The organism is Prolixibacteraceae bacterium, from assembly GCA_019856515.1.
GTDB lineage: Bacteria > Bacteroidota > Bacteroidia > Bacteroidales > Prolixibacteraceae > Halosquirtibacter > Halosquirtibacter xylanolyticus.
This window is the reverse complement of record CP082230.1, coordinates 2474861-2500940: the sequence shown is the minus strand read 5'-3', so window position 1 is coordinate 2500940 and position 26080 is coordinate 2474861. Positions and strand designations below refer to the sequence as shown.

General features: G+C 37.3%; 14 protein-coding genes. 8 read left to right on the top strand and 6 right to left on the bottom strand.

What is annotated here, in order from left to right; all coding sequences use genetic code 11:
- Positions 1 to 4: 4 nt before the first annotated feature.
- The 4 genes from K5X82_08850 to K5X82_08835 form a co-directional block, all read right to left on the bottom strand.
- Entirely contained in the window at positions 5 to 2227 is a 2223-nt protein-coding gene (locus K5X82_08850) for a hypothetical protein (protein QZT38991.1), read from the bottom strand.
- Positions 2228 to 2316: 89 nt separating this feature from the next.
- Complete coding sequence (locus K5X82_08845) at positions 2317 to 3159, bottom strand: SH3 domain-containing protein (protein ID QZT38990.1); 843 nt, start codon at positions 3157 to 3159, stop codon at positions 2317 to 2319.
- A 9-nt stretch (positions 3160 to 3168) separates the two neighbouring features.
- Positions 3169 to 3435, bottom strand: coding sequence for a hypothetical protein (locus K5X82_08840; protein QZT38989.1), 267 nt, complete (start codon positions 3433 to 3435; stop codon positions 3169 to 3171).
- 28 nt (positions 3436 to 3463) lie between these two features.
- Complete coding sequence (locus tag K5X82_08835) at positions 3464 to 3670, bottom strand: PAAR domain-containing protein (GenBank protein QZT38988.1); 207 nt, start codon at positions 3668 to 3670, stop codon at positions 3464 to 3466.
- Between the two features lie 292 nt (positions 3671 to 3962).
- On the opposite strand from K5X82_08835, the gene K5X82_08830 reads away from it, so the two are divergent.
- Positions 3963 to 6833 carry a PD-(D/E)XK nuclease family protein gene (locus K5X82_08830; protein QZT38987.1) on the top strand — a complete coding sequence of 957 codons (2871 nt, stop codon included), beginning with the start codon at positions 3963 to 3965 and terminating at the stop codon, positions 6831 to 6833.
- Positions 6834 to 7010: 177 nt separating this feature from the next.
- On the opposite strand, the gene K5X82_08825 is transcribed toward K5X82_08830, so the two are convergent.
- Positions 7011 to 8327 carry a T9SS type A sorting domain-containing protein gene (locus tag K5X82_08825; GenBank protein ID QZT38986.1) on the bottom strand — a complete coding sequence of 439 codons (1317 nt, stop codon included), beginning with the start codon at positions 8325 to 8327 and terminating at the stop codon, positions 7011 to 7013.
- Between the two features lie 327 nt (positions 8328 to 8654).
- Between K5X82_08825 and K5X82_08820 the strand changes: the two genes are divergently transcribed.
- The 3 genes from K5X82_08820 to K5X82_08810 all read left to right on the top strand — a co-directional run bounded on the left by K5X82_08820 (position 8655) and on the right by K5X82_08810 (position 15831).
- Positions 8655 to 12788, top strand: a complete 4134-nt coding sequence (locus K5X82_08820) for a DEAD/DEAH box helicase (GenBank protein QZT38985.1) — start codon at positions 8655 to 8657, stop codon at positions 12786 to 12788.
- A gap of 439 nt (positions 12789 to 13227) precedes the next feature.
- On the top strand, positions 13228 to 14811 hold the full coding sequence (locus K5X82_08815; protein QZT38984.1) for an AAA family ATPase: 1584 nt from the start codon (positions 13228 to 13230) through the stop codon (positions 14809 to 14811).
- A gap of 3 nt (positions 14812 to 14814) precedes the next feature.
- Positions 14815 to 15831, top strand: a complete 1017-nt coding sequence (locus tag K5X82_08810) for a hypothetical protein (protein ID QZT38983.1) — start codon at positions 14815 to 14817, stop codon at positions 15829 to 15831.
- 845 nt (positions 15832 to 16676) lie between these two features.
- Here the strand turns inward: K5X82_08810 and K5X82_08805 are convergent.
- Entirely contained in the window at positions 16677 to 18080 is a 1404-nt protein-coding gene (locus tag K5X82_08805) for a sulfatase-like hydrolase/transferase (protein QZT38982.1), read from the bottom strand.
- Between the two features lie 498 nt (positions 18081 to 18578).
- On the opposite strand from K5X82_08805, the gene K5X82_08800 reads away from it, so the two are divergent.
- The 4 genes from K5X82_08800 to K5X82_08785 all read left to right on the top strand — a co-directional run bounded on the left by K5X82_08800 (position 18579) and on the right by K5X82_08785 (position 25866).
- Positions 18579 to 20102 carry an arylsulfatase gene (locus K5X82_08800; GenBank protein QZT38981.1) on the top strand — a complete coding sequence of 508 codons (1524 nt, stop codon included), beginning with the start codon at positions 18579 to 18581 and terminating at the stop codon, positions 20100 to 20102.
- A gap of 412 nt (positions 20103 to 20514) precedes the next feature.
- On the top strand, positions 20515 to 21795 hold the full coding sequence (locus K5X82_08795; protein ID QZT38980.1) for a TolC family protein: 1281 nt from the start codon (positions 20515 to 20517) through the stop codon (positions 21793 to 21795).
- Positions 21796 to 21812: 17 nt separating this feature from the next.
- Positions 21813 to 22736 carry a biotin/lipoyl-binding protein gene (locus tag K5X82_08790; protein ID QZT38979.1) on the top strand — a complete coding sequence of 308 codons (924 nt, stop codon included), beginning with the start codon at positions 21813 to 21815 and terminating at the stop codon, positions 22734 to 22736.
- A 19-nt stretch (positions 22737 to 22755) separates the two neighbouring features.
- The gene (locus K5X82_08785) at positions 22756 to 25866 is read left to right on the top strand and encodes an efflux RND transporter permease subunit (GenBank protein QZT38978.1); all 3111 of its coding nucleotides are present in this window, start codon (positions 22756 to 22758) and stop codon (positions 25864 to 25866) included.
- The last annotated feature ends 214 nt before the right edge of the window (positions 25867 to 26080 follow it).

Sequence of the window (26080 nt, the reverse complement as noted above, 5' to 3'; positions counted from 1 at the left end):
GCATTTACTTTACAATTAAACATTTCTCAAATTTACATGCATATTCTTTAATTCTTTTTGCTTGATCTTGCCCATTTATTACTCTCCGTGCATTTAAATAATCACATTGAACTTCACCAATGTAATCGTGAATAGACTTCCCTGTAAACATGCCAATATCAAAACCATATAGGGTAATATCAATAGCGTTTTTAGGAACTAATGCTAACTCTGGATTGTCAACAAAATTAACCTCAAATTTATCCATGGCTTTTTTATAATTATTCTTCCATGTAATCTGAACATATCCTTTTCCTGCATACCTAACTCCATCACCTTTTGCTGTATTTCCATATTTCAATGCAGCTCTTCTTCTTGATTCATTCTTACCTAAAACTGGGTCATACATTTCTTCATAATATTTTTTTCGCGCTTCCTCAGAACACCAATAAGACTCGACCACGGGTTTATAAACTTTAGTTTCATGTTTGATTGTTGCTAATATATATGCAATTTGTTTTTTTGTAAAAGGTTGACCTTTTTGGGTTACGTACTTTTCTATTCCCTCAAATATGATCTCAAAACTTTTTTTTAAATCGTCTGTTATTTTCTCAAATTTAGTTGAATATACTTCATAGAAATATATTCTATCGATAAAGCAGACATATAAACTACACCTTTTCATCTGCTCCACAAAAGCTATAGGATGAAAATAATAAAAGCGATTATCCTTAAATTTACGCCAACTCACATCAATTAAAGGTACTTGACTTCGTTTCCTGGTAAACTCCTTTCGTAAAAAAATAAGATCTTGCCAAAACATCGAATATCTACCCTCATCCTTGGACGTCTCACCCAAACGAAATGGTTTCTTTTTAAGTGAATCTAAATATAAAACAACTGGAGATTCTTTTAACTCGACTACGGGAATTTTAATCGATGAGCAAAAATCCAAAGCTTCTACTTTGGTCTTCAAACTGCTTAGAATCGACTCTTTATCTTCTTCGGTGACCTTATCCCCTAAAAAAGACTTCACTTCAGACTCTAAACTCCCATAATCCACGCCCCATTCACTTTGATGATAGCAAACCATCTTTGATAACTTCTCCTGAATATACCCATTACGCTGGGCATATCTCAGCTCTTGACTACTTAAATCATTATCTCCATTGGTATCTATTAAATTCCAAATGTCTTTTAAAAACTTCGGACAATCCTGCTCTTCTAACAGTTTGGCTTCTTGATTATATAAAAACTTATCGGGCTCTTCATTGTAGACTTTAAAACCAAATGATTCCCAATCATAGGATGATATCCGTTCAATACTAGCGTCTTTTGATGAAATAAACCCTTCAATATTTTTAGACACAAGTAGGTTATGCTCATTTCGAACCGCTGTACCTGTTTCAATCTTGAACCATTTCTCATCATCCATATAATGGATACTATCTTTTAGCTCTGATTCCTTTATGAAATAGTCATGACCTAAACAATCATTCTTTACCTCTTCTATTGGTTTATTAGTATGGGCAAAAACATTGAAATTATCCTGTAATATATATTTATCGCTTGGCTTTGATGTTAAAGCAATATCTGTCTTTTTCACCCAATACTTTGTACTATCACTTCCAAACGTAAAAGAGACACGCCGACGCTTCTTTCCCTCTTGTTTCGGGAGCTTCTTTACCAAATTAAGTGTCGAATCTACTTTCAATGTTGCGCTAAAGATCTTATTTAATGCTTGTAAATCTTTAGGTTTATAAACATTTTCTTGATAAGTTAAGTCACTCCGATTTACATCACGCACTTGTTTATGTAGAGATATTTGACAATATTGCTCTGAATCTATATTGCTAAATTCATGAACAGTAACCTCATCATCTTTTTTCAGGACACAAGGAATACCTTTCTTTAGTTCAACACCTTCTTTTATTTTAATATATTTCTTGCTGTTCTTGACATCATCTTTATCCCCACATACCCCCTTTAAAAATTCAGTAGGGTCTTCTTCGGTAAATACTTCAATATGACACGTGCGATGATTCTCATGTCCTTTAAATTGATATTGTCCAGTGTATCCTATAACATCTCCAGCTTTACATACAATATCACACTCTTCTCCTGTAATAATCTGATCAAAATCTTTCTCATCAATAGAACAGCTATTTGATTTTTTGATGTTATTGACATATAAGCATCTAACTATAATTAATGACGCATTATTGATCTTGCGATTATAGTATATCATTTTGATCTCAATGAGAGAGGCTTAGTTGTTATTTCGTTTGACAAATATGGTTCAAAAATAAGCAATTAAACGTACGTCAATAAATATAGTCATGTACTTACATAGCCTGTTCTTGTTAATTTTTCTCCATTCACAGAGATTACTTTTGCCCAATTTCCAGTTTGTTGACTAGGATCAATTTCCAGCTTAGTCCCACGAGCCAAAACACGAATAATACTACCATTGGGTTCACTTCTCAATCTTAGACCAAGATCACCATTGCTTCCATTATCCCTGTTATAAGTGACAGTAACTTTTTGTGACTCTTCGTCTACTTTTACATATCGTTCAGGATTATGCTCATCATACTTCCACAACAAATGTTCATTATAAACAGTACCATTAGGACTCGTATAGTTAACTTTCACATAGTTATCAGGAGTGTCACCTGTATTAACTAGATCCAATACAGTTCCAAATGGAACAACTGCAACTGGAGACTCTTCAGGCCTAGATCTCAAGTTTAAGCCACGAACACCACTTGCATCTTTGTCGTTACTTTCTTGTGTTACTTGATAACACTCTTTCTTAAAAATAGATGGCAATTTCTTTTCATCACTATCTGGAAAAGTTGGCATCTCATCATAAGTCATCAAGTGGTGATACAAAGAAAAGAATCTAAGCTCCCTTCCCTCTGGACTTTCATATTTGTGTTGCAGTAATACAAATCCATTAGAAACCTTCATCCCATCAACGTCTATAGGTTGTTTGGGCATCCTATAAGCGACTACAACCCCATCTGTAATAGCCTTAATAGGGTCGTGACTATCTTCATTCACATGAAAACCGCCATGCCAATTAAACTGACCTCCAATAGGATAACTACCAATGGTATTATTCTGTCCAAAATTCTTTTCTTTAAGTCTAATATTAATAGGAAATTCGAATTTCATGCCTCTCAATTAAATCGAAAAATCATAATATGGTAAAAAACCATTCTCTTTGGCTTCCTCTTTTATCTGCTCCTGATTGGCTACGGCTTCTTTCAAACTAGAACCATTCTTGCTTCCAGTTACCGCATCTTTCGCTTTATTAAACCACAGATCTAATTTCTTCGGCTTAGGAAATGGAATCTCTATTTCTTTTAGTGTAATCTTTTTGTTAGAAACTTTATTTCCAACAATCACAGTAGGCTCTCCTGAAGTAATTACCCCTCCGTGGGCAGTCATACATCCCACTGTTGCTATAGGTTTACCATTAATTAGTACTGTTGCTTCCTTGAGCAATAGTATCTGGAGGCCCTGCACAAGCACATGTGTCTCCTAATAGAGCCACAGGTTTGCCATTAATAAAAACATTGGATGATCCTGGTCCTATCACTGGACCTCCAACATGAGGAGCTGTCCCGGTCACCATGGGACATGTATGCATACTACCTACTGTAGCAACTGGTTTTCCTGCCATAATTAATGTAAGAGTTTAGAAAATTTCTTTACTTGAATTTTATAGGTATAAATGTAACATAATAAATACAAAATAAGGCTTATTGAGATATAAAATTATTTACCATCAAAACTATTTCTTTAAGTACAATGTTAAATGAAATACATATTTCTGCTTTTAAAGGCAGTACGGCCTTTAAAATATAGTTACATATAACACACGGTTGAAAAGAGGAGTTTTAAATTTGTCTTATCTACTTTCTATCCCTAAATGAAATGGTATCTTTACCCATAGATACGATACGAAGAAAGTTATGAAAGGATTTTTACATCAATTAGCCGAACATTTTTACCTTACTTATGGACATAATATTCACGCATTAACGATTATTATGCCGAGTAAACGTGCGGGGGCATTCTTTTTAAAATACTTGAAGTCTATTGCACGTGAGCCGATATTGACACCAAAGATTGTAACCATCAATGAGGTAGTAGAGTCTTTGTCGTCCATTCAACGTGTCGATACGCTGACGCTATCTTTTCACCTCTATCGTATCTACAAAGAGATTACCCAAACCGATGAATCTTTTGATAGCTTCTATCCTTGGGGAACCATGTTGATATCTGATTTTGATGATATCGATAAGTATTTGGTGGATGCCAAACTTCTTTTTACTCATATTGAAGACTATAAAGCCGTAGATCAAAAGTTCGATTTTCTAACGGAAGAACAGAAAGAGTTTCTTGCGAAGTTCTGGAGATCGTTCAGCTTGAAGCGCCGAACGAAGATGCAGGAACGATTTGAGAAGACTTGGAATACGCTCTTTGAGGTATATGAGACTTTTCGTCGTTTTCTTCATGAAGAGAATATGGGATATGAAGGGATACTGTATCGTGATATTGCCGATAAGATCCATAATGGAGCATTAGAAGCCCATTTTCCTGGACCGGTATTTGTGGTTGGTTTGAATGCATTGAATCGGTGTGAGATTGTTCTGCTTAACTATTTGAAAGATTATCATAGTGCCTCTTTCTTTTGGGATATACACCCCGACTATATCGAAAATAGTGAGCATGATGCAGCCTTCTTTTTGCGTCGAAATATGAAGATGTTTCCACAAGATAAAAAGTTTGAATACCGTCCGTTAGAGGATAAGAATATCGAGATTGTATCTGTACCATCTTCTATTGGTCAGTCGCAGCCTGTTGCAGGTTTTGTGAAGCAAACACTTAAAGAGTATGCTGGGAAACGAGGGGTACGATTTGATGATATTGCTATTGTCCTTTGTGACGAAGATCTGTTACTGCCTACGATTGGGGCGATACCTAAAGTGGCAAATCAAGAGACACTGGTAAATATTACCATGGGGTTTCCGATGAAGATAACACCTGTGAACAGTTTGGTCTCTCTACTGATGGACCTACATCGCAATATCCATACCGATGCCCGAAATATCCGACTGTTCTATCATAAAAATGTACAGCGCATTTTGAATCACCAATTGGTTCAGATGTGTGACACGGAACATGCCGTGCAGATCTCGAATAAGATTATACAAGAAAATAAAGTATACCTCCATCCATCGGAGTTACAAGAGGGCGATTTTCTAAAGATGCTTTTCTCTTTCCATCGTGATGTGATGTCTTTTAATACCTATCTTCTGCAGGTATTGCAGACGATATTCTCGAAAATTAAGGCCAAAGAGGAGTCTTTTGTAGGAATGCAAGAGGAGTTTATATTTAAGGCTTATAAGTCGATCAAGCGCCTTGGAGAACTGTTGGACGAAAACCAAAAGGCACAAAACTTTACGATCTCTCTGCCTATCTATTTTAAGTTACTCAAGCAATACCTTTCGCAAGAGTCACTCCCATTTGAAGGAGACCCTTTAGAAGGGGTGCAAGTGATGGGTATTTTGGAGACACGTCTTCTTGATTTTGAGCATTTGGTTGTGCTCTCAATGAATGAGGGAGCGATGCCTAAAACGTCAGGTGGTAATTCGGTGATTCCGTACAACTTACGTAGAGCCTTTGAGTTACCTTCTGTGGAAGAAAAATGTGCAATATACTCCTATTACTTCTACCGCCTTTTGCAACAACCCAAAAGCGTACAGTTGGTGTATAACTCCACTACCGATGGAATGAACAATGGTGAGCGTAGTCGTTACCTCTACCAGTTACAGATGCAATATGGATATGCTTTGAAGGAATCGACCATCACCTATGATGTGGGTAGTATGGAGAATAAAAATATTGTGGTAGAGAAAGACGCTAAGGTGATGCAACTCTTAAGTGACTATATTGAAGGGAAACGAACACTTTCTCCATCGGCGTTAAATGGTTATATTGATTGTCCTATGCGCTTCTATTTTCGTTATGTGGCAGGGGTTAACCCACAAGACGAAGTGGCTGAAGAGGTAGATGCACGTCTTTTTGGTAATATTTTCCACAAAGTAATGGAAGATCTATATAAGCCTTGGCTCAGACAAGAGGTTCGCAAAGAGATGTTTGAACAGCTAGCCAAAAATGATAGTAAGTTGGATCAAGTGATATTAAATGCCTTCCGAAAAGAGTATTTTAAAGTCGAGAATGCTACTCTTCAGGGGAGAAATATCTTGGTGTTTGAAATCGTAAAGAAGTATGTCAAAAAAGCCCTTTGGGTGGATAGTAAACAGGCACCTATCACGATCCTAGGATTGGAAGTTCGAAAGCAGAAAGCCATTCCTATTTTTGATGGCAAGCACCATATCATGATTGGAGGAACTATTGACCGTGTGGATGAAGTCGATGGCAAACTACGTATTATTGACTATAAGTCAGGAAGTGTAGAGTTTAATTTTGATAATATCCCATCTCTTTTTGATAGTGAAGATTTGCGACGCAATAAAGCAGCCTTACAGACCTTAATTTATGGGTTGGTATATGAAAGGTCATCTAGCATAACTTCTCGTCCCATAAGTGCTGGAATCTACCAAATACAGGCACTATTCAAAGAACCATTTGTCTCTATTATCAACTCCAAAGAGGATGGAGAAATAGAAGATATCGGCAAACAGACACCTCAATTAGTTTCCCATTTAACTCAAACATTTGAGATTCTCTTTAATCCAGAGGTACCCTTTGTCCAAACCGAGTGTACTGATAAATGTAGCTACTGCGACTATAAACAGATATGCCGAAGAGAGTGATGGCAAATAGATCTTTGTTATAGCATTGTTTCTACAACCAGACTGATCTTATTTAGGGCTATGTGGTATAGAGGGAATAGGTTGACTTTAGAACAGTTCTTGCTGTGTAAATAAAATTAGAACGTATAAGTTATTTTGATCACTTATACGTTCTGATTTATTGTTAATTGTATATTATTAGTTACGGACTAATCCTTTTCTTAGCACTACAACTCCTGACTGATCCGTTATGACCACTCTGTAAACACCCTTACCTCCTGTTGAGCTAACTCTTCGTCTAATTCTCATCGGAACATTAATCTTAGGATTCCATTCGTTCACCTTACGACCTGTTTGGTTGAAGATTGCGATCTTATAATTTCCTTTCTTCAGAAAGTTAAATGTTAGATATTCAATAAATGGATTAGGATACACTTTACATGTAACAACTGTTGGAGATGAAGGTGTAGGTGTTACTGTACTTTTTGACATCTCACTATGAATAGCTCTTAGCAAAGAGTATTTGTCATCTAAGGGGGAAACATCTTGTCCCAATTCCCATATCATCAGGCCTCCTAGCTCTTTGATACTATACTTCGCTTTATCCTTTAATCGTTCCACTCCATTGTATACATAGTTGAGTGTTCCTATACGTACACTATTTTGTGCTGGGGAAACTGTCACTGAAGCATCTTTTGCTAGAGTTAGAAGCTTTTCGTATGGAACTCCACGAGTCGGTCTCTTTCTAGGCCCGCAGGTATAGAATGGAACTCCTGCAATGACTTTCTCTCTAGGTATTTTACAGTAGTTTACAAAGACATCTTTGGCAATTTTAACTCCATTGAATGTGTCAACATATCCCATTACATTAATCATCTCAAGCATATGTGCACAATCTTTTGCCACCTTAATACTATAAGGTTGTGACGTCCTATTATTGGCAAATGCAGCAGAAAGTGATATTTTATCTGGACTTAGAGTTGTGTGGAGAACAGTTAATAACTGTTTCATCTTTAGATAATCATCATAGTTTTTTGGAAACTCCCAATCAATATCTACACCATCAATATCGTAGTTTTCACAAAATAGAGCTAAATCTTTTGCAAGTTGTGACTCCTTATTATTTTTGACTAACTCTCTGAAAGGTATTGAGTAGTCACCTCCACCAACGCAAATGTGTACTTTAACTCCTCTTTTTTGACTTTCTGTGATGACTTTCTCAAGGTCTACCTGTTTAAGTCCTTTTCCCCCTTTGATATTCTTATAAATTGCTTTTCCTTTTACAGTAGAGTGGATTCCTATCTTTCCTGTAATTGGATCAGGAAAGATGGAGAAAACGATAATATCCGATAAATAATCAAGTTGATTGGGATTAAACTTACCCATCCGATAAGATGGAATATACCCAACAATCTTTTTCCCTATCTGTTTACTTGTCTCTGTCTGTGCATAAGGTTGTGCTAATAATTGACTTACACATAGAAGCACCATAATGGTTTGTAGAACTCTTTTCATAAATGTGTTATGTTTAATTGATTATAATACAATACTACTATATTGCTATGAGTTGCATGTTCAAAATTAGTTATGTTATGTATAGTTGTGTCTTTTGTAAAAGGATATACATGTCGTTCATGATATTAATCAGTGTATGCAAGTGGAATTGCTTAGTGAAGTCTAGTATAGTACAAGCTGTTTGTACAATAAGAAAACATCCGTTATTTCTGTTGTATTATTTATGATGAAATGCTCTGTTTATCGCATTCGCAAAAACACTATTACGAGTGGCATTTTTGTTAATATTATTCTAAATTTGACTATTCAAATTAAATATCTTTACAGATGATAGTAATAAACGAGAACGTATATACTGAAGAGCTTTATAAACACACTTGCCATATCATGGATAGGATGAAAAGGTGTAATATAGTTTTATTAAAGCGTTTGCTTGTAGATATTAAGTTTAAAAAGGACGGACGTAAGATTTATACTATTGCTAATATCGATACATTTGTGGATGATCTATTGACTTTGAAGCAGTTCTCCTTTTCTGAGGACTATGATGATGTAATATTCGAATATCCCGAATGGCAGAAAGATTTAGGTGACAAAATCTTTAGCGACCAAGAGCTAGCCGATGTGGTTATAGAAGCACTAGATAAAGATAATAACCTCCAGGTTGATTTAAAAGTGCTGATAATGGTGAAGTTTGGATTTCCAGATATCGCATCATCCTATTTTATTTCAAAGCTAATTGATGTACATGGAGAGTATAAGTATGATAAGTTGTTTAGGAACGACTATTTTCTTCGATATATGGGGTATCTTATTCGAGAAGTCTTTGCCCATCGTGACATTAGATCAAACGATGAATTTATACGTTCTCTTGTATTTCAAATCCATGATAAACAACATCGTTTAGAGGAGGTTCTCTTTGACAACCTACTCAATAAAGTTTTTGATAGTGCATCTAATATGACTTTATTTCAACTCGGAGTCGATCTTCCTAAATTTACAGAACTGCAAGAGGCGATAAAGGAAGATTTGATAGGTCGAGCTATACTAAACGGCAATAAGTCGACGATTAATGAGATTAAATCCACGCAAAAAGAGCTATTCGACACGTATAAACTACCTTGGTTTGATGATCTGAATGAATTGACTTCTGTGCCTATCGAAGATCTAAATAAGTGGACCAATGCACACATGAATCAAAACAATAAAAAGCTATTTGTTCCTGGTCATCGTGGTCTTTTTATTGCATTCGTATTGGTGAAAAACAATGATGATCGTTCTATCAAAGCTCTTCTGACTTTAGCCAATGATGGCATAAAACATTATAAAAGCTCAATTTCATCAGAAAAAGATAAATATCAAGGAGCTTATGCTTTCTTAAGACTTTATGCCCGTGTCTTTAATGGAAAAGAGATCAGTGGTGAAGCTGCTTGGGAAAATATATATAATGATATTGAAAATATTCAGACACCTTCAGCTATCATTGGGATATGGGTAGCTAAATGGTTAGGGTATGATGGTGCAGCTATGGACGTTTTTAGTTATCATCAAGATGATCTATCGGATTATGACGATAATGAATATATCAATAGACTTTGGATCGAGTTTATGGAAATTACTGAAAATGCAGGAATTGGTGGCAATTGGTCTATCCAGTTAGATTCTAAAATGAGAGACGAATTCTACTCTTATCAATTCCTTCAAAAAGCCGAAGAGTGGACCAAAGCCTTAAAGCTAATACAAACTCTTACAGAAGAGGAGACCAAACATGCCAATGCTTGTATCATGTGGGTAGTTCGTAGTTCTCACTATTATATGGACATCTTGCCTTATGAGCGATCTTATGGTAAGACAGGGTTGAGTAAAGGACGAAAACTATCGATCACTAAGCTGAAGAATTCACCGCCAACCTCAGCTACTGCCCTTGATATTCACGTTGCCAATCAGTTCGATGAAAATCACGACGATTATGATATGAGTAGTCTTGGTAGAATGCTTCTAGCATTAAGCAAACACCCTCATGTCTATACTGATAACGACTATAAAAAAAGAGTTGAGATTATTGAGTATCCGTTTATTGTGGAGATAACCCAAAAGAAGGATGTATATCATATCTCGGCTAATCAACACATCCAAGAGAACTATTTTTTCAGAGAGATAAGTAAATCAAAATTCCACGTTACCAAAGCTTCTGATATCGAGATTAAGTTCTCTAGAATATTGAAAGAGTGTAACGATAAGATTGTGGTTCCACAAGATCAATGGTCGGCTTTCCAACAGACATTAAAAGGTCTCTCTACAAAACTATTTATCGACAGCAATACTACTGATGCCACAGTCACAATACAAGAGAGCATCGCTGCTCCGATAATTCAAATGCGACCTATACGCGATCTTTTAAAGGTCGATTTTGTGGTCAAACACCATGACAGTCAAACGCATTATAGCCAACTGGGAGCAAACACAAAAAACATGGTGATCGAGGGAGAGAACCGTTCTTTCTTAGTGCGCCCAGACAAAAAGAAAGAGAATAAGATAATCAAGGAAATCACCAAAGTATTTAGTGATGTAGATTTCGAATTCGATAACGAGGAGATGTCCGTCATTTCAAACAGTACCCTTGAATCGCTAGAGCTACTCTCTTTCATCAGAGAAAACTTTAAGTCATGGACTATTCTATGGCCTGAAGGCGAATCGTTCAAGCTCTCTAAACCCATTACCGAGAAAGATTTGAATATCCAAGTCTCATCTAGTAATGGATGGTTTCAAGTAAGCTCCAACTGGCATCCAGATAGCGAGAATGTCATGTCATTGGTCGAACTGATGCAACGAACAAATAATGGACACAATCGTTTCATTCAACTCGACGAGGACAACTATATTGCCATGAGCGAATCGCTTCAGAAGAAGCTACAACAGATATCCTCTTTTGGTGAGATGCCTTTACAAGACGATCAATCCATACGTATCCATCCGATGCTTATGGAGATATTCGACGACTGGTTTCAAGAGGACCAGGTGGAAATACCGACACAATGGAAGAAGAGAAGAGACCAAATACAAAAAGTAGACAAGAAGAAATTTACAACCTCAAAGGAGTATAAAGCAGAGTTGAGAGACTATCAAGACGAAGGATTCCAATGGATGTGTAAACTTTATGAGCTTGGTCTTGGTGCTTGCTTAGCTGATGATATGGGACTAGGTAAAACGATCCAAATCCTTGCTGTGTTAGATAAATACAAAACCAAAGGACCCTCAGTGGTCGTGGCACCTTCATCGGTCACTATCAATTGGGAGAAAGAGATCGAACGATTTGCTCCTACATTGAACTGTAAAGTACTTCCGTTAAAGGGGCGAGATAAATTTGTAAAGGCTCTAACCAAAGGAGATATATTGCTTGTAAGTTACGGTGTGTTGCAGTCTAACACCAAACTATTGGAAAACAACAGTTGGAATGTCGTGGCTTTAGATGAGGCGCATGCCATCAAAAACAACCAGACATCACGCTCTAAGTCTGTAATGAACCTAGATGCTAAATTTAGAATCGCCGCCACGGGAACCCCCGTACAGAACCACCTTGGAGAGCTTTGGAACCTATTCCAATTCCTAATACCAGGACTCTTGGGCGACTATAAATCGTTCCAACTTAAATACATCACTGGTGAGCATGCCTCTAAAAACAAAGAGCTCTTAAAGCAACTCTTCAAACCATTCCTTCTTCGTAGAACCAAAGAAGAGGTGCTCACCGAACTGCCTGAAAAGACAGAGATAGTACGTGAGATCGAATTCTCCAAGGAAGAGAAAGAGTATTACGAAGCCAGTAGAATCGTGGCACAAAAGAATATAGAGAATGCCGACGATGGCAAAGCGCGATTCCAGATACTGTCAGAAATCACCAAACTGCGCCAAGCATGCTTGTCTAGTGCGCTGGTAGACGATAAGATGACACTAGAAAGCTCTAAGCTTAAAGCATTCGAAGAGTTGATATATACCATCTTAGATGGAGATCACAAAGTACTTGTCTTTAGTCAATTTACAGGCTATCTAAGGATGATAGAAGAGAAAGTGAAGCAATTAGGCTATGAATATTGCTATCTGGATGGAAGTACCTCCAAAGCCAAAAGAGCAGCACAGATGAAGACCTTTCAAGAAGGGACACCCAAGATATTCCTTATCAGCCTAAAAGCCGGAGGACTAGGACTCAACCTAACGGCCGCCGACTATGTGATACATATGGACCCATGGTGGAATCCAGCTATCGAAGATCAAGCCACCGATAGAGCTCACCGAATGGGACAAGAGAAGCCAGTGACAGTCTATCGACTGATCACCAAAGGAACCATCGAAGAGAAGATCATTGCACTGCATGAAACCAAACGTAACTTGGCCGATCAGATCTTAGAAGGTACTGATACTTCGTCTACATTAGATCTCGACGAACTGAAATCGCTCGTACTTTAAAAAATATCTATTCCAATAATGAATGAACTCCATTCATTATTGGAACCTTTCAATTACATAATAATCAACATACACTGAAAGTGTTACACTTTCTATCCCCGTGCGAAGCGCTGGGTATTCAAAACAAAAGATAAAAAGAGGACTGAAAGTCCAACACGATAATATCACTCCTTAAGACATTGGTAAGTGTGGTTTGTGCCAATTCATTGGCACGAGTGGGATACGTAAACTTAACTTTGGTAACTTCAGTGCATGATGAATCATCAACATAAAATAGATCTGCGTGAATCTGTGTAACCTTTGGATATATTTCATCAATTATTGGATACAGATATCGACTAGTACCGATCAATAGAATACAGATTTCCTTTCGTTGGTTTGACGATGTTTATTAATTACATATATTTAAACTATAATAAATAAGCATGACACGCCTAATATGAAAAAGATAGGATTTAATCACTTCCGTAGATTTGAGAAGTTTGAGCCTTTAGAACTAGGAGAAGTCACCTTTTTGGTGGGAAAGAACAATTCGGGCAAGTCCACGATGGTAAAAGCCATTCTTCTTGTTTTGGATTATCTAAAGACTCAGCAATCTGACAAATTCTCTTTTGCTAATACAGTTTTAGACGAAGCCAATATTGTCACATTTCAACGAGCAAAGTGTAGTCAGTCAGAGGCTTCTTATATAGAGTTCTTCTTTGAGATTGAGGAGTTTAAAGTGTATGTAAAGATCTCAGGAGAAGACAACTATACATTTGCAGATGTAAATCAAATTCATATTGAAGATAAAGAACTCAACTATACTTTTGTATATAACTTTCAGAAGAAGGAGTTGCAAATCTTAAAACGAGAACATCAAGAGAAGGAACAGCTAGAGCCTAATAACGTGATATGCCAATTGAAAGCAGAGCGTAAAGAGCTTCGTACACAGCTTAAAACACTACAAAAAGAAGCACCTATTTCAAAAGATGTGTTAAACACCATTAGTGAGATAAACACCATCAACCAGAAGATCAAATTCTATGAAGAGAATCATCAAGATGAACCTAATTTTGATGCAACAACACTCTTCGATGTAAAGTATCCTATGGGAGATCTAGAGTTCAAAGAGGATAGTTCCCCATTTATTGATTATGTGCGTAATTTCTTAGAAAGAAATAGTGATGTAAAGACCTTTATCAATGAAATCCACCATAAAGATGTGTCTCTATATGAGAACTCTTTTGTGGAAGATGGTGAACTATATATAAGTGCTCGTGTCATTGATAATGAGAAATTCAATATTCAGAAGTCTATCGCTCGATTTGTATCTCTAGTCAACACCAAAAAAGTCTACTACCTAGGGGCCAATCCAATGAAACAGTCTGGACTATTCTATCTTCGTGATAAGCAAAATGCATTGGGGCAAGCCATCCACCAATTCTACCAGCTAAAGGTGAGAAAAGAGGAGCCTGAATACCAGTTCATCGAAAGATGGATGAAAGAGTTTGAGTTGGGCAATAGCCTTCATATTGAGTTTATCTCAGGCGAAGCATACAAGTGTGTGGTAGAGGAAAATAGTCGATACATACCATTAGCAGATATGGGGATGGGATCACTCCAACTGATGCAACTATTTGTTCGTATTGCTACCATTATCCGAAAATATGGTGACAAAACCAATGGTATTAACCTTATTGTTGAGGAGCCAGAATTAAACCTTCATCCTGGCGCACAAAGTAAATTGGCGGACTTTCTTTATGAGGTAAGCACAACTTATGGAATAAAATTTATTATCGAGACCCACTCTGAATATATTATTCGTCGATCACAAGTGTTAGGGCTACAGAACAACTTACACCAAAATGAAGCGTTAGATCTTAACCCATTTAGAGTCTACTATTTTCATACCTCCGAAGGGCCTTACGAGATGAAGTATCAAGAGAATGGTAAGTTCAACCGGAAATTCGGGAAAGGGTTCTTCGACGAAGCAGATAGTAGTGCCATGGAGCTTTTCAGACTAAACCGAACCAAGAAATAGATTATGGCCATACAAGATATCTACTGTTCAGATGCTATATTTACGAAAATCGTAGAGGAAGAGGATGCTGCCTTTGAGTCCAAAACACTTTTCCCCATCTTTATGGACTATAGTAATATCATTCTAGACCTTGATGAGGATGAGTTAGAGGAGAAGATTTATGCCCATGAGGTGTATCGCATTTTCAATAAGAAAGAGGTGGGAGAGTTGGTGCCTCACAAGAAGTTCTTTCAATCTATCGACGAAGAAAACTACTGCAAATTTCCAACCGATATTTTTCTTTTAGACCATGAGCATATCGATGCCGAAAAGATTCGCCTATCCCATGGCTGTATGATCTTAAAGAAGAACGAACTTCATCTGTTCGAAAAACTAAATAAGACCTATGGTTTTAGCTTTAAAACTCCTGTCGATGGTTTACAACGCCGAAATCGAAACGGCTCTTGGGAAGCATTTCTTAAAGAGGTGTCACTAACCCCAATTAACTCTGCTATCTTGATCGATAGCTACTTATATAAGAATATCGTGGATTTCAACAATTTCAAAGAAGAGAACCTTTTCGAAATTGTAAAAAACATTATCCCTTCTACCCTAGAGGTCCCTTTTCATATCACCTTGGTATTTAATAACTCCAATGATATTATCAACAAAGAGAAGTCGCAATGGGTGATGGCGGAACTAACCCAATTTATTGAACAGGAGATAGGAAAAGCGATAGAGGTCGGTATTATCACACACAATCTTAATCCAGCGATTCACGAAAGAGTGTTACTTACCAACCACCACTATTTCTATAGCGATAAGGGGTTTAATATTATTCGTGATGGCAAAGTTAGAAACGAAACCCGTGGCAAAATTGAGTGGCTCTATCATGATGTGGCTGAAAACTACGGTACCATTCGTAAAGAGGATCATTTCGACTATCTAGATGTGATACGCAAACAGAGAGACAATAACAAAACAACAGGCAATAGACTCTGTTTTAATATCGGTCATACCGATAATCGTCTTTTATCTTAACCATCCCCAATAATTTACTTACATCTCTTTTAGAAGTACCCCCTGTCGTAAAATGTGTCTATTACTTTAATCTATAATGTAGGTTGAAGTAATAGCAATGTTTTGTATTTGAGGATTATATGTCGATTTCTCTTGGCTGGTAGTGCTGTTTTTTATATATTTAGGAGAGCCATTTTTATGTGCTTAATTCGAAATACCCAAGCAAGTCCAGCATGCCATCGTTAAGATGGAGAACAGAATACTCGATATTCTGAGTAAACCTCAAAGGGACTTGCTTCGTACCTCCTTCTACCCTGATAGGTACCTCCTCCTACCTTTGTCCATGTTTTAGCCATGTTTTGTCCATGGTTCAGCCATCGAAACCCCCGAAATCGATGGACAAACCATGGACGAACCATGGAGGAACCATGGACAAAGGTAGGGGAAGGTACCTACCATCCCCTTAGCAGGTAACTAGGAGGTGTAGTTTAGTGAATACAGAAGAGTAAACAAAATAGAATAGTGAGGGAGGTGTCCATTTGATTGTTAAATGGGTAATGCCCTATACTTAACGAGGAGGTACTTTCTGCTTTCCTTCTGTTTAATAGGGGATTACAACGCTTTAAGCAGGGGATAAAAAGGGAGATGGTTCGATAATAGGTCGAAGTTCATTCGAAGTTCATTCATCGATTTCCCGTTTTCTTCGAACCAATTTCGAATGTACTTTTAAGGAATTCTGAGATTACCCCCTGTTTGCCCCCTGTTTAGAGCGATGATGCCCCGATGATGTTCAGGGTTAAAGTATGGTCAATCTGATGTTAATGCAGGAGGAGGTTGGTGGATATCTGCATATCCACCAATCTTTATTATTGATAATCGGGATCTAGAAAATCCTTCTTGGCTATCTGTTCACGCTTTAGCTCCTCTTTCAGTTCGGAAATCTTAGATGCAAATAGTGGATTGTTGATCTCATTTTTAATCTCTAAGGGATCATTTCTTAGATCGAAAAATAGATACTCATCTGTACCTTTATTTTCTGTTTTTGATTTGTAGTGTCTAATGAGTTTATATTCTCTTGTGGATACTGATCGTTTTAGATTGGATAATGCTCCAAACATATATTCATGAATCGGTTGTTTTTTCTTTTTCAAAACGGAAAGGAAACTCTTTGACTCTACAGTCTCAGGAATTGAGATGTCGGTCATATCACAAATGGTTGGGAAGAGGTCGTGTAGATATACATAAGTGTCTGTTCTATAGTTCTCAGGGATCTTAGGTCCTCTCATTATCAGTGGGACTTGCAGACTATGTCCATAGAAGCTAAATTTCCCCATTAGTCCGTGGTGTCCAATAGCCAAACCATTATCTGAAGCATAAATGACAATGGTGTTTTTATCGATCCCACTTTTCTCAAGTGCATCTAAGATACGACCAATTTGTGTATCCATGTGGCTTATCATTCCATAGTAATCGGCAATCTCCTTTCTAACGGTGTCAATATCTCGTGGATAAGGAATGAGTACTTCATCTCTGATCTGGTCGTATCCATCGTTGTAGTTGTAATGAGATAGTAAATTGGCAGGGAGAGGAACTTCATTGGGTTTATACATGGTAGCATATTTTCCTGGAGGTGTTCTAGGATCGTGTGGTGCTGTAAATGCGATGGTTGCAAAGAATGGTTTATCATGCTTTTGGTTGATGAAATTAATCATTGCATCTGCAAATAGTTCAGAGCTAAAGCCTGTAATGGTTTTTCCATTCTCTTTAAAAGACATCTCATGATCTCCCATTCCGCGAGGGAAGATTCTTGCCGTTTGATCTACTCCCCACTCCATCGGTTTGCCATGTGTATTAAATTTACCTGTCCAGAATGTCTCATAGCCAGCATCCTTCATTGTTTGTGGCCATCTTTTTAGATTTTTATTGACACTCTGTGAATATTTTGGGTAGAATGTGCCATGGGTTAAAGAACCACAACCTGTGAGAAGGGCTGTGCGACTAGGAGCGCAGGTTGGTGTTTCTGTAAATGTTTTTGTAAATGTGGTGCCCTCATCTACTAGCTTATCAATGTTAGGGGTTTGAATATATGGATTTCCCAAAGCATTAATGGCCGTTGCCTGGTGGTCATCAGAGAACAGCAGGAGGATATTGGGCTGTTTTCTTTTTCCTGCAGCATTACTCGGTAGATCTACCAATATTAACAGCAGAAGAATAAAAGAAAGTCGATGAATAATGGTTTTAAATCTTGAATTTAAGTTGTAGTTGTGCATGTTTTCAGTTGTTAGTTATCAAGTTCTTCAACGGAATTTGTGTTTAGTGTTGAGAACAGTGTATTAATATAAGCGTTTTATTTTAGTCTTTAATGGGTAAACCCTTAAAAATATTTGCTTTTACACTATATGTGAATCGTATATCCGAGTGTGATGACAATGGGTTGTCAGGTATAAACCCGCAGGGAGAGGGGAAGAGATGTTTTTAGGCCAATATCATCAAGGTGCCAAACGATACTCTTGTTTTAGATTTATTATAAGAAGATAATGTTTCCTTGATCAGATGTTTGCGATGGGGGATGGTTAAAATGGAATTAATGTTCTTCAGGTTTAGAAAGAGAGTCGTTGATGTATGGTATATGATAGGGTTTGTTCAAATTAGTATAATTCTATTTTAACATCTTTAATCAATTGAAGTGTTTCGTGTTAAAGAATAATAGTTGTTGTATTTTTGTTACATTACCTTTTTTTAATTATGATAAAAAACAATATCGATTTATGAATAAACACACATTACTATTCACTTCTTTCGCACTCTGCTCTGCTATGACATCGTGTAGTGTAAAGAAGAAGCAAGAAAAAGAAGAGAAAGTTGAGAAACCCAATATCGTTGTAATCTATCTTGATGATTTGGGGTATGGCGATTTGAGTTGTTATGGTGCGGATGCGATCTCAACTCCCAATATGGATGCTTTAGCTAATGGAGGTGTTCGTTTTACCAATGGACATTCGACCTCTGCTACTTGTACGCCTAGTCGTTATGGATTGTTGACAGGTGAGTATCCATGGAGGAATGCGAAGGCGAAGATACTGCCTGGGTCTGCACCATTACTGATTAACCCTAAGAAGATGACGCTGCCTAAGATGTTAAAGACCGCAGGTTATCATACAGGAATTGTTGGTAAGTGGCATTTGGGTCTTGGAGCAGGAGATCTTGATTGGAATAAGGAGATTAAGCCAGGACCTAATGAAGTCGGATTTGATGATTCTTATATTATGGCAGCGACACAGGATAGAGTTCCTACTGTCTATATTGAGAATGATCATGTGGATAATTTGGACCCCAATGATCCTATATCGATATCATATAAACATAACTTTGATGGACAACCCACAGGAAAGAATAATCCTGAGATGTTAAAACTAGAATGGCATCATGGACATAACAATACCATTGTAAACGGGATTCCTCGTATTGGCTTTATGAAAGGTGGAAAAGCTGCTCATTGGAAAGATGAAGAGATGGCAGATCATTTTCTTGCGAAGGCTAAAGCGTATGTAGATAATCATAAAGATGAACCATTCTTTTTATATTATGCATTACAACAGCCTCATGTACCTCGTACACCAAGCCCACGTTTTGTTGGAAAATCGGGTTTAGGGGCTCGTGGTGATGTCATTCTTGAGGCCGATTGGTGCGTTGGAGAGTTTATTAAGCATTTAAAAGAGAAACATCTTTTAGAGAATACATTAATTGTTCTTTCGAGTGATAATGGTCCTGTTTTAAATGATGGATATAAGGATCAGGCGGTAGAACTTAATGGTAATCACAAGGCTACAGGACCTTATCGAGGAGGGAAATATAGTTTGTATGAGGCGGGTACTCGTGTACCATTTATCTGTTATTGGAAAGGTAAGATAGAGCCAAAAGTATCTAATGCATTGGTTTGTCAAGTGGATTTAATGTCATCATTTGCCCACTTTGTTGGAAGTGATATCAGAGGTAAAGATAGTAAGGATATTCTAGGTGCTCTTTTAGGGAAGAGTGACGATGGGCGAAAGGGATTGGTTCTAGAGGCTTTTACTCGAACAGCCTATGAGGAAGGAGATTGGGTAATGATTCCACCACATAAAGGAGCTGCGATCAATAAGAATGTTAATATTGAGTTAGGAAATTCAAAGGAGTATCAGCTATATAATTTGAAAGACGATATTCATCAGCAAGTTAATCTGGCGACAAAGAATAAAGAGAAGTTAGATGCAATGGTGCAGACATATAATTCGATTGTCCATAGTAAATAATATCAATTGAATATCTAAATGAGTTATATCCTTGCGTTCTTTATTGTTTATAGGTAGCGAAGAAATATCACCGATAGTTAAATTTCAAGTCTTGTAAAAACAAAATATATTTGGAAGCATAATCGCTTATTTCAAAATACAATTAGATCAATACTTAATGTTTGGAACTACTGTTTCATGGTAACAACAGATCATCGTGATCATAAATAGAAAATAGGGGTAAAGCGTAGATCTTTACCCCTCTTTCTGTTTATGCTGCTTTAGATATTTCAAAGTGGGATTACTTGTTTTAACTATGATAGAAAAATATATCTAGTATATTTTTGATTTTAGGGATTCAAATTTTCTACAGAATTCAATTTTATATTAGCTGATATTAATATTATATGCGTTGACATTAGATGGTTTTTGTATGAAACATTGGGTTTTAATAGTGTGTGGGTTCTTTTTGTTTTATGGGGCTGCACATGCACAGAATAGTCTTGATTACTATTTGCAGGAGGCGATGATTAATAGTCCTGTATTAGAGGGATATCGGAGTGGGAATAGGCAAAATGAGCTTCGTGTAAAATCAGTATATGCTCTATATCGGAAGCCTAAAATAGGGTTGCAGGGGAATATTGTGGCAGCACCTGTGTTGGCTATGGAAGGAGGAAAAACATCGTTGAGCTTTAGTCCATCTAATAATAACTATTGGGGGTTTGATACGGCTGTAACAGATGGTGTTTCTTATCAATCACTTGTTTCGATAAGTCAACCGTTGTTGAACAGTAAGAAGTTGGGGATTGAAATTGATGGAATCAATAATCAAACGGATATCAATAATCAAAATATAACGTTATCATCTCATGATCTAAAGAAATTGGTTGTGGACGCTTATTTGTTCGCATATATGCATCAACAAAGATCCGATCATTTAGATGGGATATTGAGGTTATTGCGTTCGAATAAGGCGGTATTGGAACGGTTGTCACAGCAGTCTCTTTGCAAGCCTTCGGATATTTCGAGATTGGCGATAGAGTCTACAACGATTAAAGAGCAGCAAGAGTTGGAGAGAGGCTTATATTATAATTCATTGACTCAACTACGAATGTTATGCGGTATTATGGATAGTTCGAAGGTTGTTTTAACTGTTCCATTAATGCATAAGAGTGAGTTTGAGGGCTTGACACAGTTTACACATCTCTACGATCTTCAAATTAGATCATTAGAGATTCAGAAACAGAAGATGAAGTTGCCTTATATGCCACAGTTAAATTTAAATGCTTCAATGGGACTTAATGGGATTTATGGAAGAAGTATTTATAAGAATGTTGGGATGGATTTTGGGGTAACTCTTTCATGGAATATTTTTGATGGTAAACAGTTGAAGTATCACCAGAGAACCGTAGATATTCAAGAGGATATGGTTGGCTTTGAGAAGCGTAGTTTTATGGTACAACATATGAATCATATTGTTCAGGTTAATGGAGATCTTACGAGTTGTAATCGACGTATCGGGTTGTTGGAAAATCAATTGATAGAGTACGGGGATTTGATGAATGTATATCAGCATGAATTGGCTATTGGTTCGAGAACGGTAATGGAATATATTCTTCTACTCAGAGAGATGGCTTCGTTGCAAGTTAAATTATCGGATTTAATGGTGGAAAGAAAGCAGTTGATAAATACATATAACTATTGGAATTGGTAACTATAAAAAGTATCATAATGAACAGATATTACTTTGTTTCGCTCCTATCTCTTATCTATTTGTTGTCGAGTTGTACTGAAGCAAAAAAGGAGAAATCTTCTGAAAAGGAGGCTATTACGACCACTGCTATTCAAGTTGTAAATTATCGACAGGGAGTGATTCCTTCAATAACTCCTATTATTTCAAATTCGAAATATTTAAAGAGAGAGAATTTAAAGACACCAATTGCGGGGTATGTATCGGAGGTTAATATTCATTTAGGAGCCTATGTTAAGAGAGGGGATGTGCTTTATAAGATTAAGCAGTTGGAGAGCAGTGTCTTGGATGAGAAGACCAAGAAGAGGTTGGGTTATAGTGTGGAAGATTATATTGTAAGATCCCCATTTAATGGTGTAGTATCTAATTTTGTAGTAAGTGAACCTGGAGGGTATATCGCTATGGGTACGCTTTTGTGCGGTATCACTAAAACAACTTCGTTGCGTTTCTTGACGGAGGTTCCTTTTAATATTTTATCTGATATTGGACCTAAGAGTGTTTTGCGTGTTGTAATGCCTAACGGGGAGAGAACAAGGGTTGTCGTTGAGTCAATATTGCCAATAGCAAATGCAGTGACTCAAAATATTACCTATGTTACAAAACCGGTAAAAGCACTTTATGTTCCTGAGGGTATCCGTTTGGTCACTGAAATTGTGAATCAGCGGGACTCTTCTGTATTAATTCTTCCAAAGTCAGCGGTTCAAAGTTCGGATGATTTAACGAAGAGTTGGATTTTTACGGTTGATGTCGATTATACTGTAACCAAGCATGAGGTTCAACTAGGTCGTCGTGATAGTAAAGATGTGGAGATTATTTCACCGATATTTAATAAAGAGGCACGTTTTGTAACCGTAGGTTCTTATGGTTTGGAAGGTGGAAAGCGTGTTAGAATAACAAATCAATAAGGGTAAAGGGAGGAAGAAGATGAAAAAGAGTTATTATCAGATTCTAACGAAACCGATACTCTTTGTAGGGGTTTTGTTGTTGATTGCAGGTGCATTCTCGTTATCGAAGATGAAAACTAATTTGTTTCCTGAGGTTCAATTTCCTCGTGTTGCTGTGGTTATTGATGCAGGACAACTGCCTGTGGATCGTATGATGATCACTGTCACTAAGCCAGTAGAGAGTGCAGTGAAGAAGGTGCAAGGGGTTACTATCGTGAAGAGCAATACAAGTAGGGGTAGTGCAGTGATCGATATATTTATGGATTGGGGTACGGATACTTACCAAAAGAAGTTAGAGATAGAGAGTCGAATAAATGAGATAAGGAGTTTTTTTCCTGTGGATGTAATCACCACAGTAGAGGCGGTAAACCAATCGACGTTTCCTGTTTTTGGCTTTACTTTAGAGCATGATGGGAATGATCAAATTGCATTAAAAGATCAAGCTAATTTAGTGGTTCGTCCTTTGTTATCACAAGTGAAAGGGATGGCCAATGTTGTGATTAAGGGCGGGCGATCGAAGGAGTATGTGATTATTCCAAAGGCTGATAGAATGGCTCAAATGCAGATAGGCCCCCAAGCTATTATTGATGCATTTAACAATACTAATTTTGTAGCATCGGATGGTCAAATAGCACATTCGAATAGGATATATTTGACACTGACAGACACCCGGGTGCAAGGTGTTGATGATTTGATGGATACCCCTATTGTTAAGAGAGGAATAGAAGTTGTTTGTCTTAAAGATATTGCCACTGTGAGAGTGAAGCCTTCTGAAGAGTTTACGGAGGTAAATGCCAATGGACACAAGGCACTTATTATTGACCTAATTAAGCAACCAGGGATTAATTTATTAGACTTTGCACAAGAGGTAGAGGCTAAATCCGAAGAGGTTGCCAAACAGTTGCCTAGTGGTTTTCACCTTAAGCCTTACTATAATCAAAGTGCTTTTGTGAATGATAGTATCAGTAGTGTTATGGAGACCATTTATGAGGGGCTTCTACTCGCTATTATCGTGATGTTCTTTTTTTTACGATCATGGCGAGCGAGTTTAGTTGTTCTATTGACGATACCTGTTACTGTTGCCTTTACTTTTTTGGTTTTATATCTGGTTGGTATATCGATTAATATTATGTCTTTGGGGGCCATTGCAGCATCTGTAGGTTTGATTATCGATGATGCAATTGTTATTATAGAGCAGATCTATAGAACCCATGAGGAGCATCCTAACCATAGTCGTTATAGGGTGGTGAGCAAGTCGATAAAGATGTTGTTTCCTGCGATGATCGCTTCTTCATTGGCTACTATAGTCATCCATTTCCCTTTTCGATTGATGAGTGGATTGGCAGGCTCTTTTTTCAAAGAGCTCTCTGATACCATGCAGATCACAATGGTTGTATCCTTTTTAGTCACATGGCTTTTACTTCCTGTGTTGCATTTGGTTATTGGTTATCATGCGAAGGTGTCGGTTCATAAAAGAGGACAGGAGGAGAAGGAGCATCAGTTAGATTGGTTGACTAATATCTTTAAGTATCCAGTTTTGGCTTTAAGTTTTGTTGTTCTCTTGTTGGGGGGTGCTTGGTACTCTTATGGTCATGTATCGCAGGGTTTTCTTCCTGATTTAGATGAAGGTTCAATTGTTTTGGACTACTATTCTCCCCCAGGGACTAGTGTGCAAGAGACCGATAGATTGTGTCGACAGATGGAGACCATTATCATGTCTAATGATCAGATTGCAACCTATTCTAGAAGAACAGGAATGAAGATGTCTATACGCACAGTACCACCTAACTTTGGGGACTATTCGATACAGTTAAAGAGTGGTCATGAAAAGACGACAGAGGAGGTTATTAATGAGTTGCGTAGAGATATTAGTCTTTCGGTACCCATATTGAAGATATCTTTTGGACAACGTATTGCAGACCTATTGGGCGATTTGATGAGCACTTCAGAGCCAGTGGAGGTGAAGATTTTTGGTGACAACTATGCCGATTTGAAAGATTATGCACAAAAAGTGGAGCATGTTTTGCAGGGGGTGGATGGAGTTGTTGATATCGATAATGGATTGGTTACTGCTGGCCCCTCTTTCTTGTTTATTCCTAATCAAGATAGGTTGGCTGAGTATGGTCTTACACCGTTACAATTTCAGAATCAGTTGCAATCATTAGTTGAAGGGTTGGCTGTTGGTATTCATGCAGACATCCCTACTCCCTCTCCAACACAGGTTGCTATTGCTAGTGGTTTGCAGATTGGTCAGATACAGGATGGGGAGCAGATGCGTAAGATTCTACTTCGAAATACAGACTATAGTAGCAATAGTTTAGATAGAGTATTAGATTCCCCAATTTATCTATCTAACGGAAGCTACCGAACTGTAAGTTACTTTTCGAAAGTGGAGGTTATTTCTGGAGAGATGGAACAACAGAGAGAGGATTTAAAGTCAGTCATACGTGTTACTGCTAGGTTAGATGGTCGTGATTTGGGGAGTGTGATGAGTGAAATACGTTATCAGGTAGCACAAAATGTGATGCTTCCCAAAGGCTATCAGATTGTATATGGTGGTGCATATAAAGAGCAACAGCAATCTTTCAAGGAGTTGACACAGATACTTGTTTTTGCGGTATTATTGGTCTTTACAGTGTTGCTATTTTTGTTTCGAAGATGGACTCTTTCACTTTTAATTATATTAATTTCGATGTTAGGAATATGTGGCTCTTTAATTGCTTTGTGGACTTTCGCTATTCCTTTAAATGTAAGTAGTTATACTGGGATTATCATGATTGTAGGTATCATCGCAGAGAATGCGATTTTTACTGCTTATCAATACCAAGCAAATTTAAAACAGAACAATAGTGTATCTCATGCTATTCATTATGCGATAGCATTACGTATTAGGCCAAAGTTGATGACGGCAATAGGAGCGATTTTGGCGTTGATGCCATTGGCTTTAGGTGTTGGTTTAGGTGCACAAATGCAGCAACCATTGGCTGTGGCTGTCATTGGTGGTTTTGTAGTGGGGTTACCGTTGTTGTTGTGGGTATTTCCATCTTTTCTTGAGAGCCTAGATCGTAATCGTAAGGATTTTAACCATTAGACATTAGAATTATTTCGTTCTATTTTGTTTATCTATCGTTAAAGATATCTCACTGAGCAGAGTCTATATCTATTTTGAGCTTCTAATAAAGGAGATAAATTAGATTCAATTATTTAGAGATGCTAGGGTGGATTGATGTTAAGTAATATAGATGAGTGTGAAAGTGTTAGAATGACTTCACACTCTATCTGTTTTTATCTTAGTTTTGTGGTTT

Excerpts from the sequence above, each read along its gene's own strand:
- K5X82_08850 (QZT38991.1), bottom strand. The coding sequence starts at position 2,227 with ATGATATACTATAATCGCAAGATCAATAATGCGTCATTAATTATAGTT.
- K5X82_08835 (QZT38988.1), bottom strand. The coding sequence starts at position 3,670 with ATGGCAGGAAAACCAGTTGCTACAGTAGGTAGTATGCATACATGTCCC.
- K5X82_08785 (QZT38978.1), top strand. The coding sequence starts at position 22,756 with ATGAAAAAGAGTTATTATCAGATTCTAACGAAACCGATACTCTTTGTA.
- K5X82_08830 (QZT38987.1), top strand. The coding sequence starts at position 3,963 with ATGAAAGGATTTTTACATCAATTAGCCGAACATTTTTACCTTACTTAT.
- K5X82_08845 (QZT38990.1), bottom strand. The coding sequence starts at position 3,159 with ATGAAATTCGAATTTCCTATTAATATTAGACTTAAAGAAAAGAATTTT.
- K5X82_08800 (QZT38981.1), top strand. The coding sequence starts at position 18,579 with ATGAATAAACACACATTACTATTCACTTCTTTCGCACTCTGCTCTGCT.
- K5X82_08820 (QZT38985.1), top strand. The coding sequence starts at position 8,655 with ATGATAGTAATAAACGAGAACGTATATACTGAAGAGCTTTATAAACAC.
- K5X82_08790 (QZT38979.1), top strand. The coding sequence starts at position 21,813 with ATGAACAGATATTACTTTGTTTCGCTCCTATCTCTTATCTATTTGTTG.
- K5X82_08840 (QZT38989.1), bottom strand. The coding sequence starts at position 3,435 with ATGACTGCCCACGGAGGGGTAATTACTTCAGGAGAGCCTACTGTGATT.
- K5X82_08825 (QZT38986.1), bottom strand. The coding sequence starts at position 8,327 with ATGAAAAGAGTTCTACAAACCATTATGGTGCTTCTATGTGTAAGTCAA.
- K5X82_08805 (QZT38982.1), bottom strand. The coding sequence starts at position 18,080 with ATGCACAACTACAACTTAAATTCAAGATTTAAAACCATTATTCATCGA.
- K5X82_08810 (QZT38983.1), top strand. The coding sequence starts at position 14,815 with ATGGCCATACAAGATATCTACTGTTCAGATGCTATATTTACGAAAATC.
- K5X82_08795 (QZT38980.1), top strand. The coding sequence starts at position 20,515 with ATGAAACATTGGGTTTTAATAGTGTGTGGGTTCTTTTTGTTTTATGGG.
- K5X82_08815 (QZT38984.1), top strand. The coding sequence starts at position 13,228 with ATGAAAAAGATAGGATTTAATCACTTCCGTAGATTTGAGAAGTTTGAG.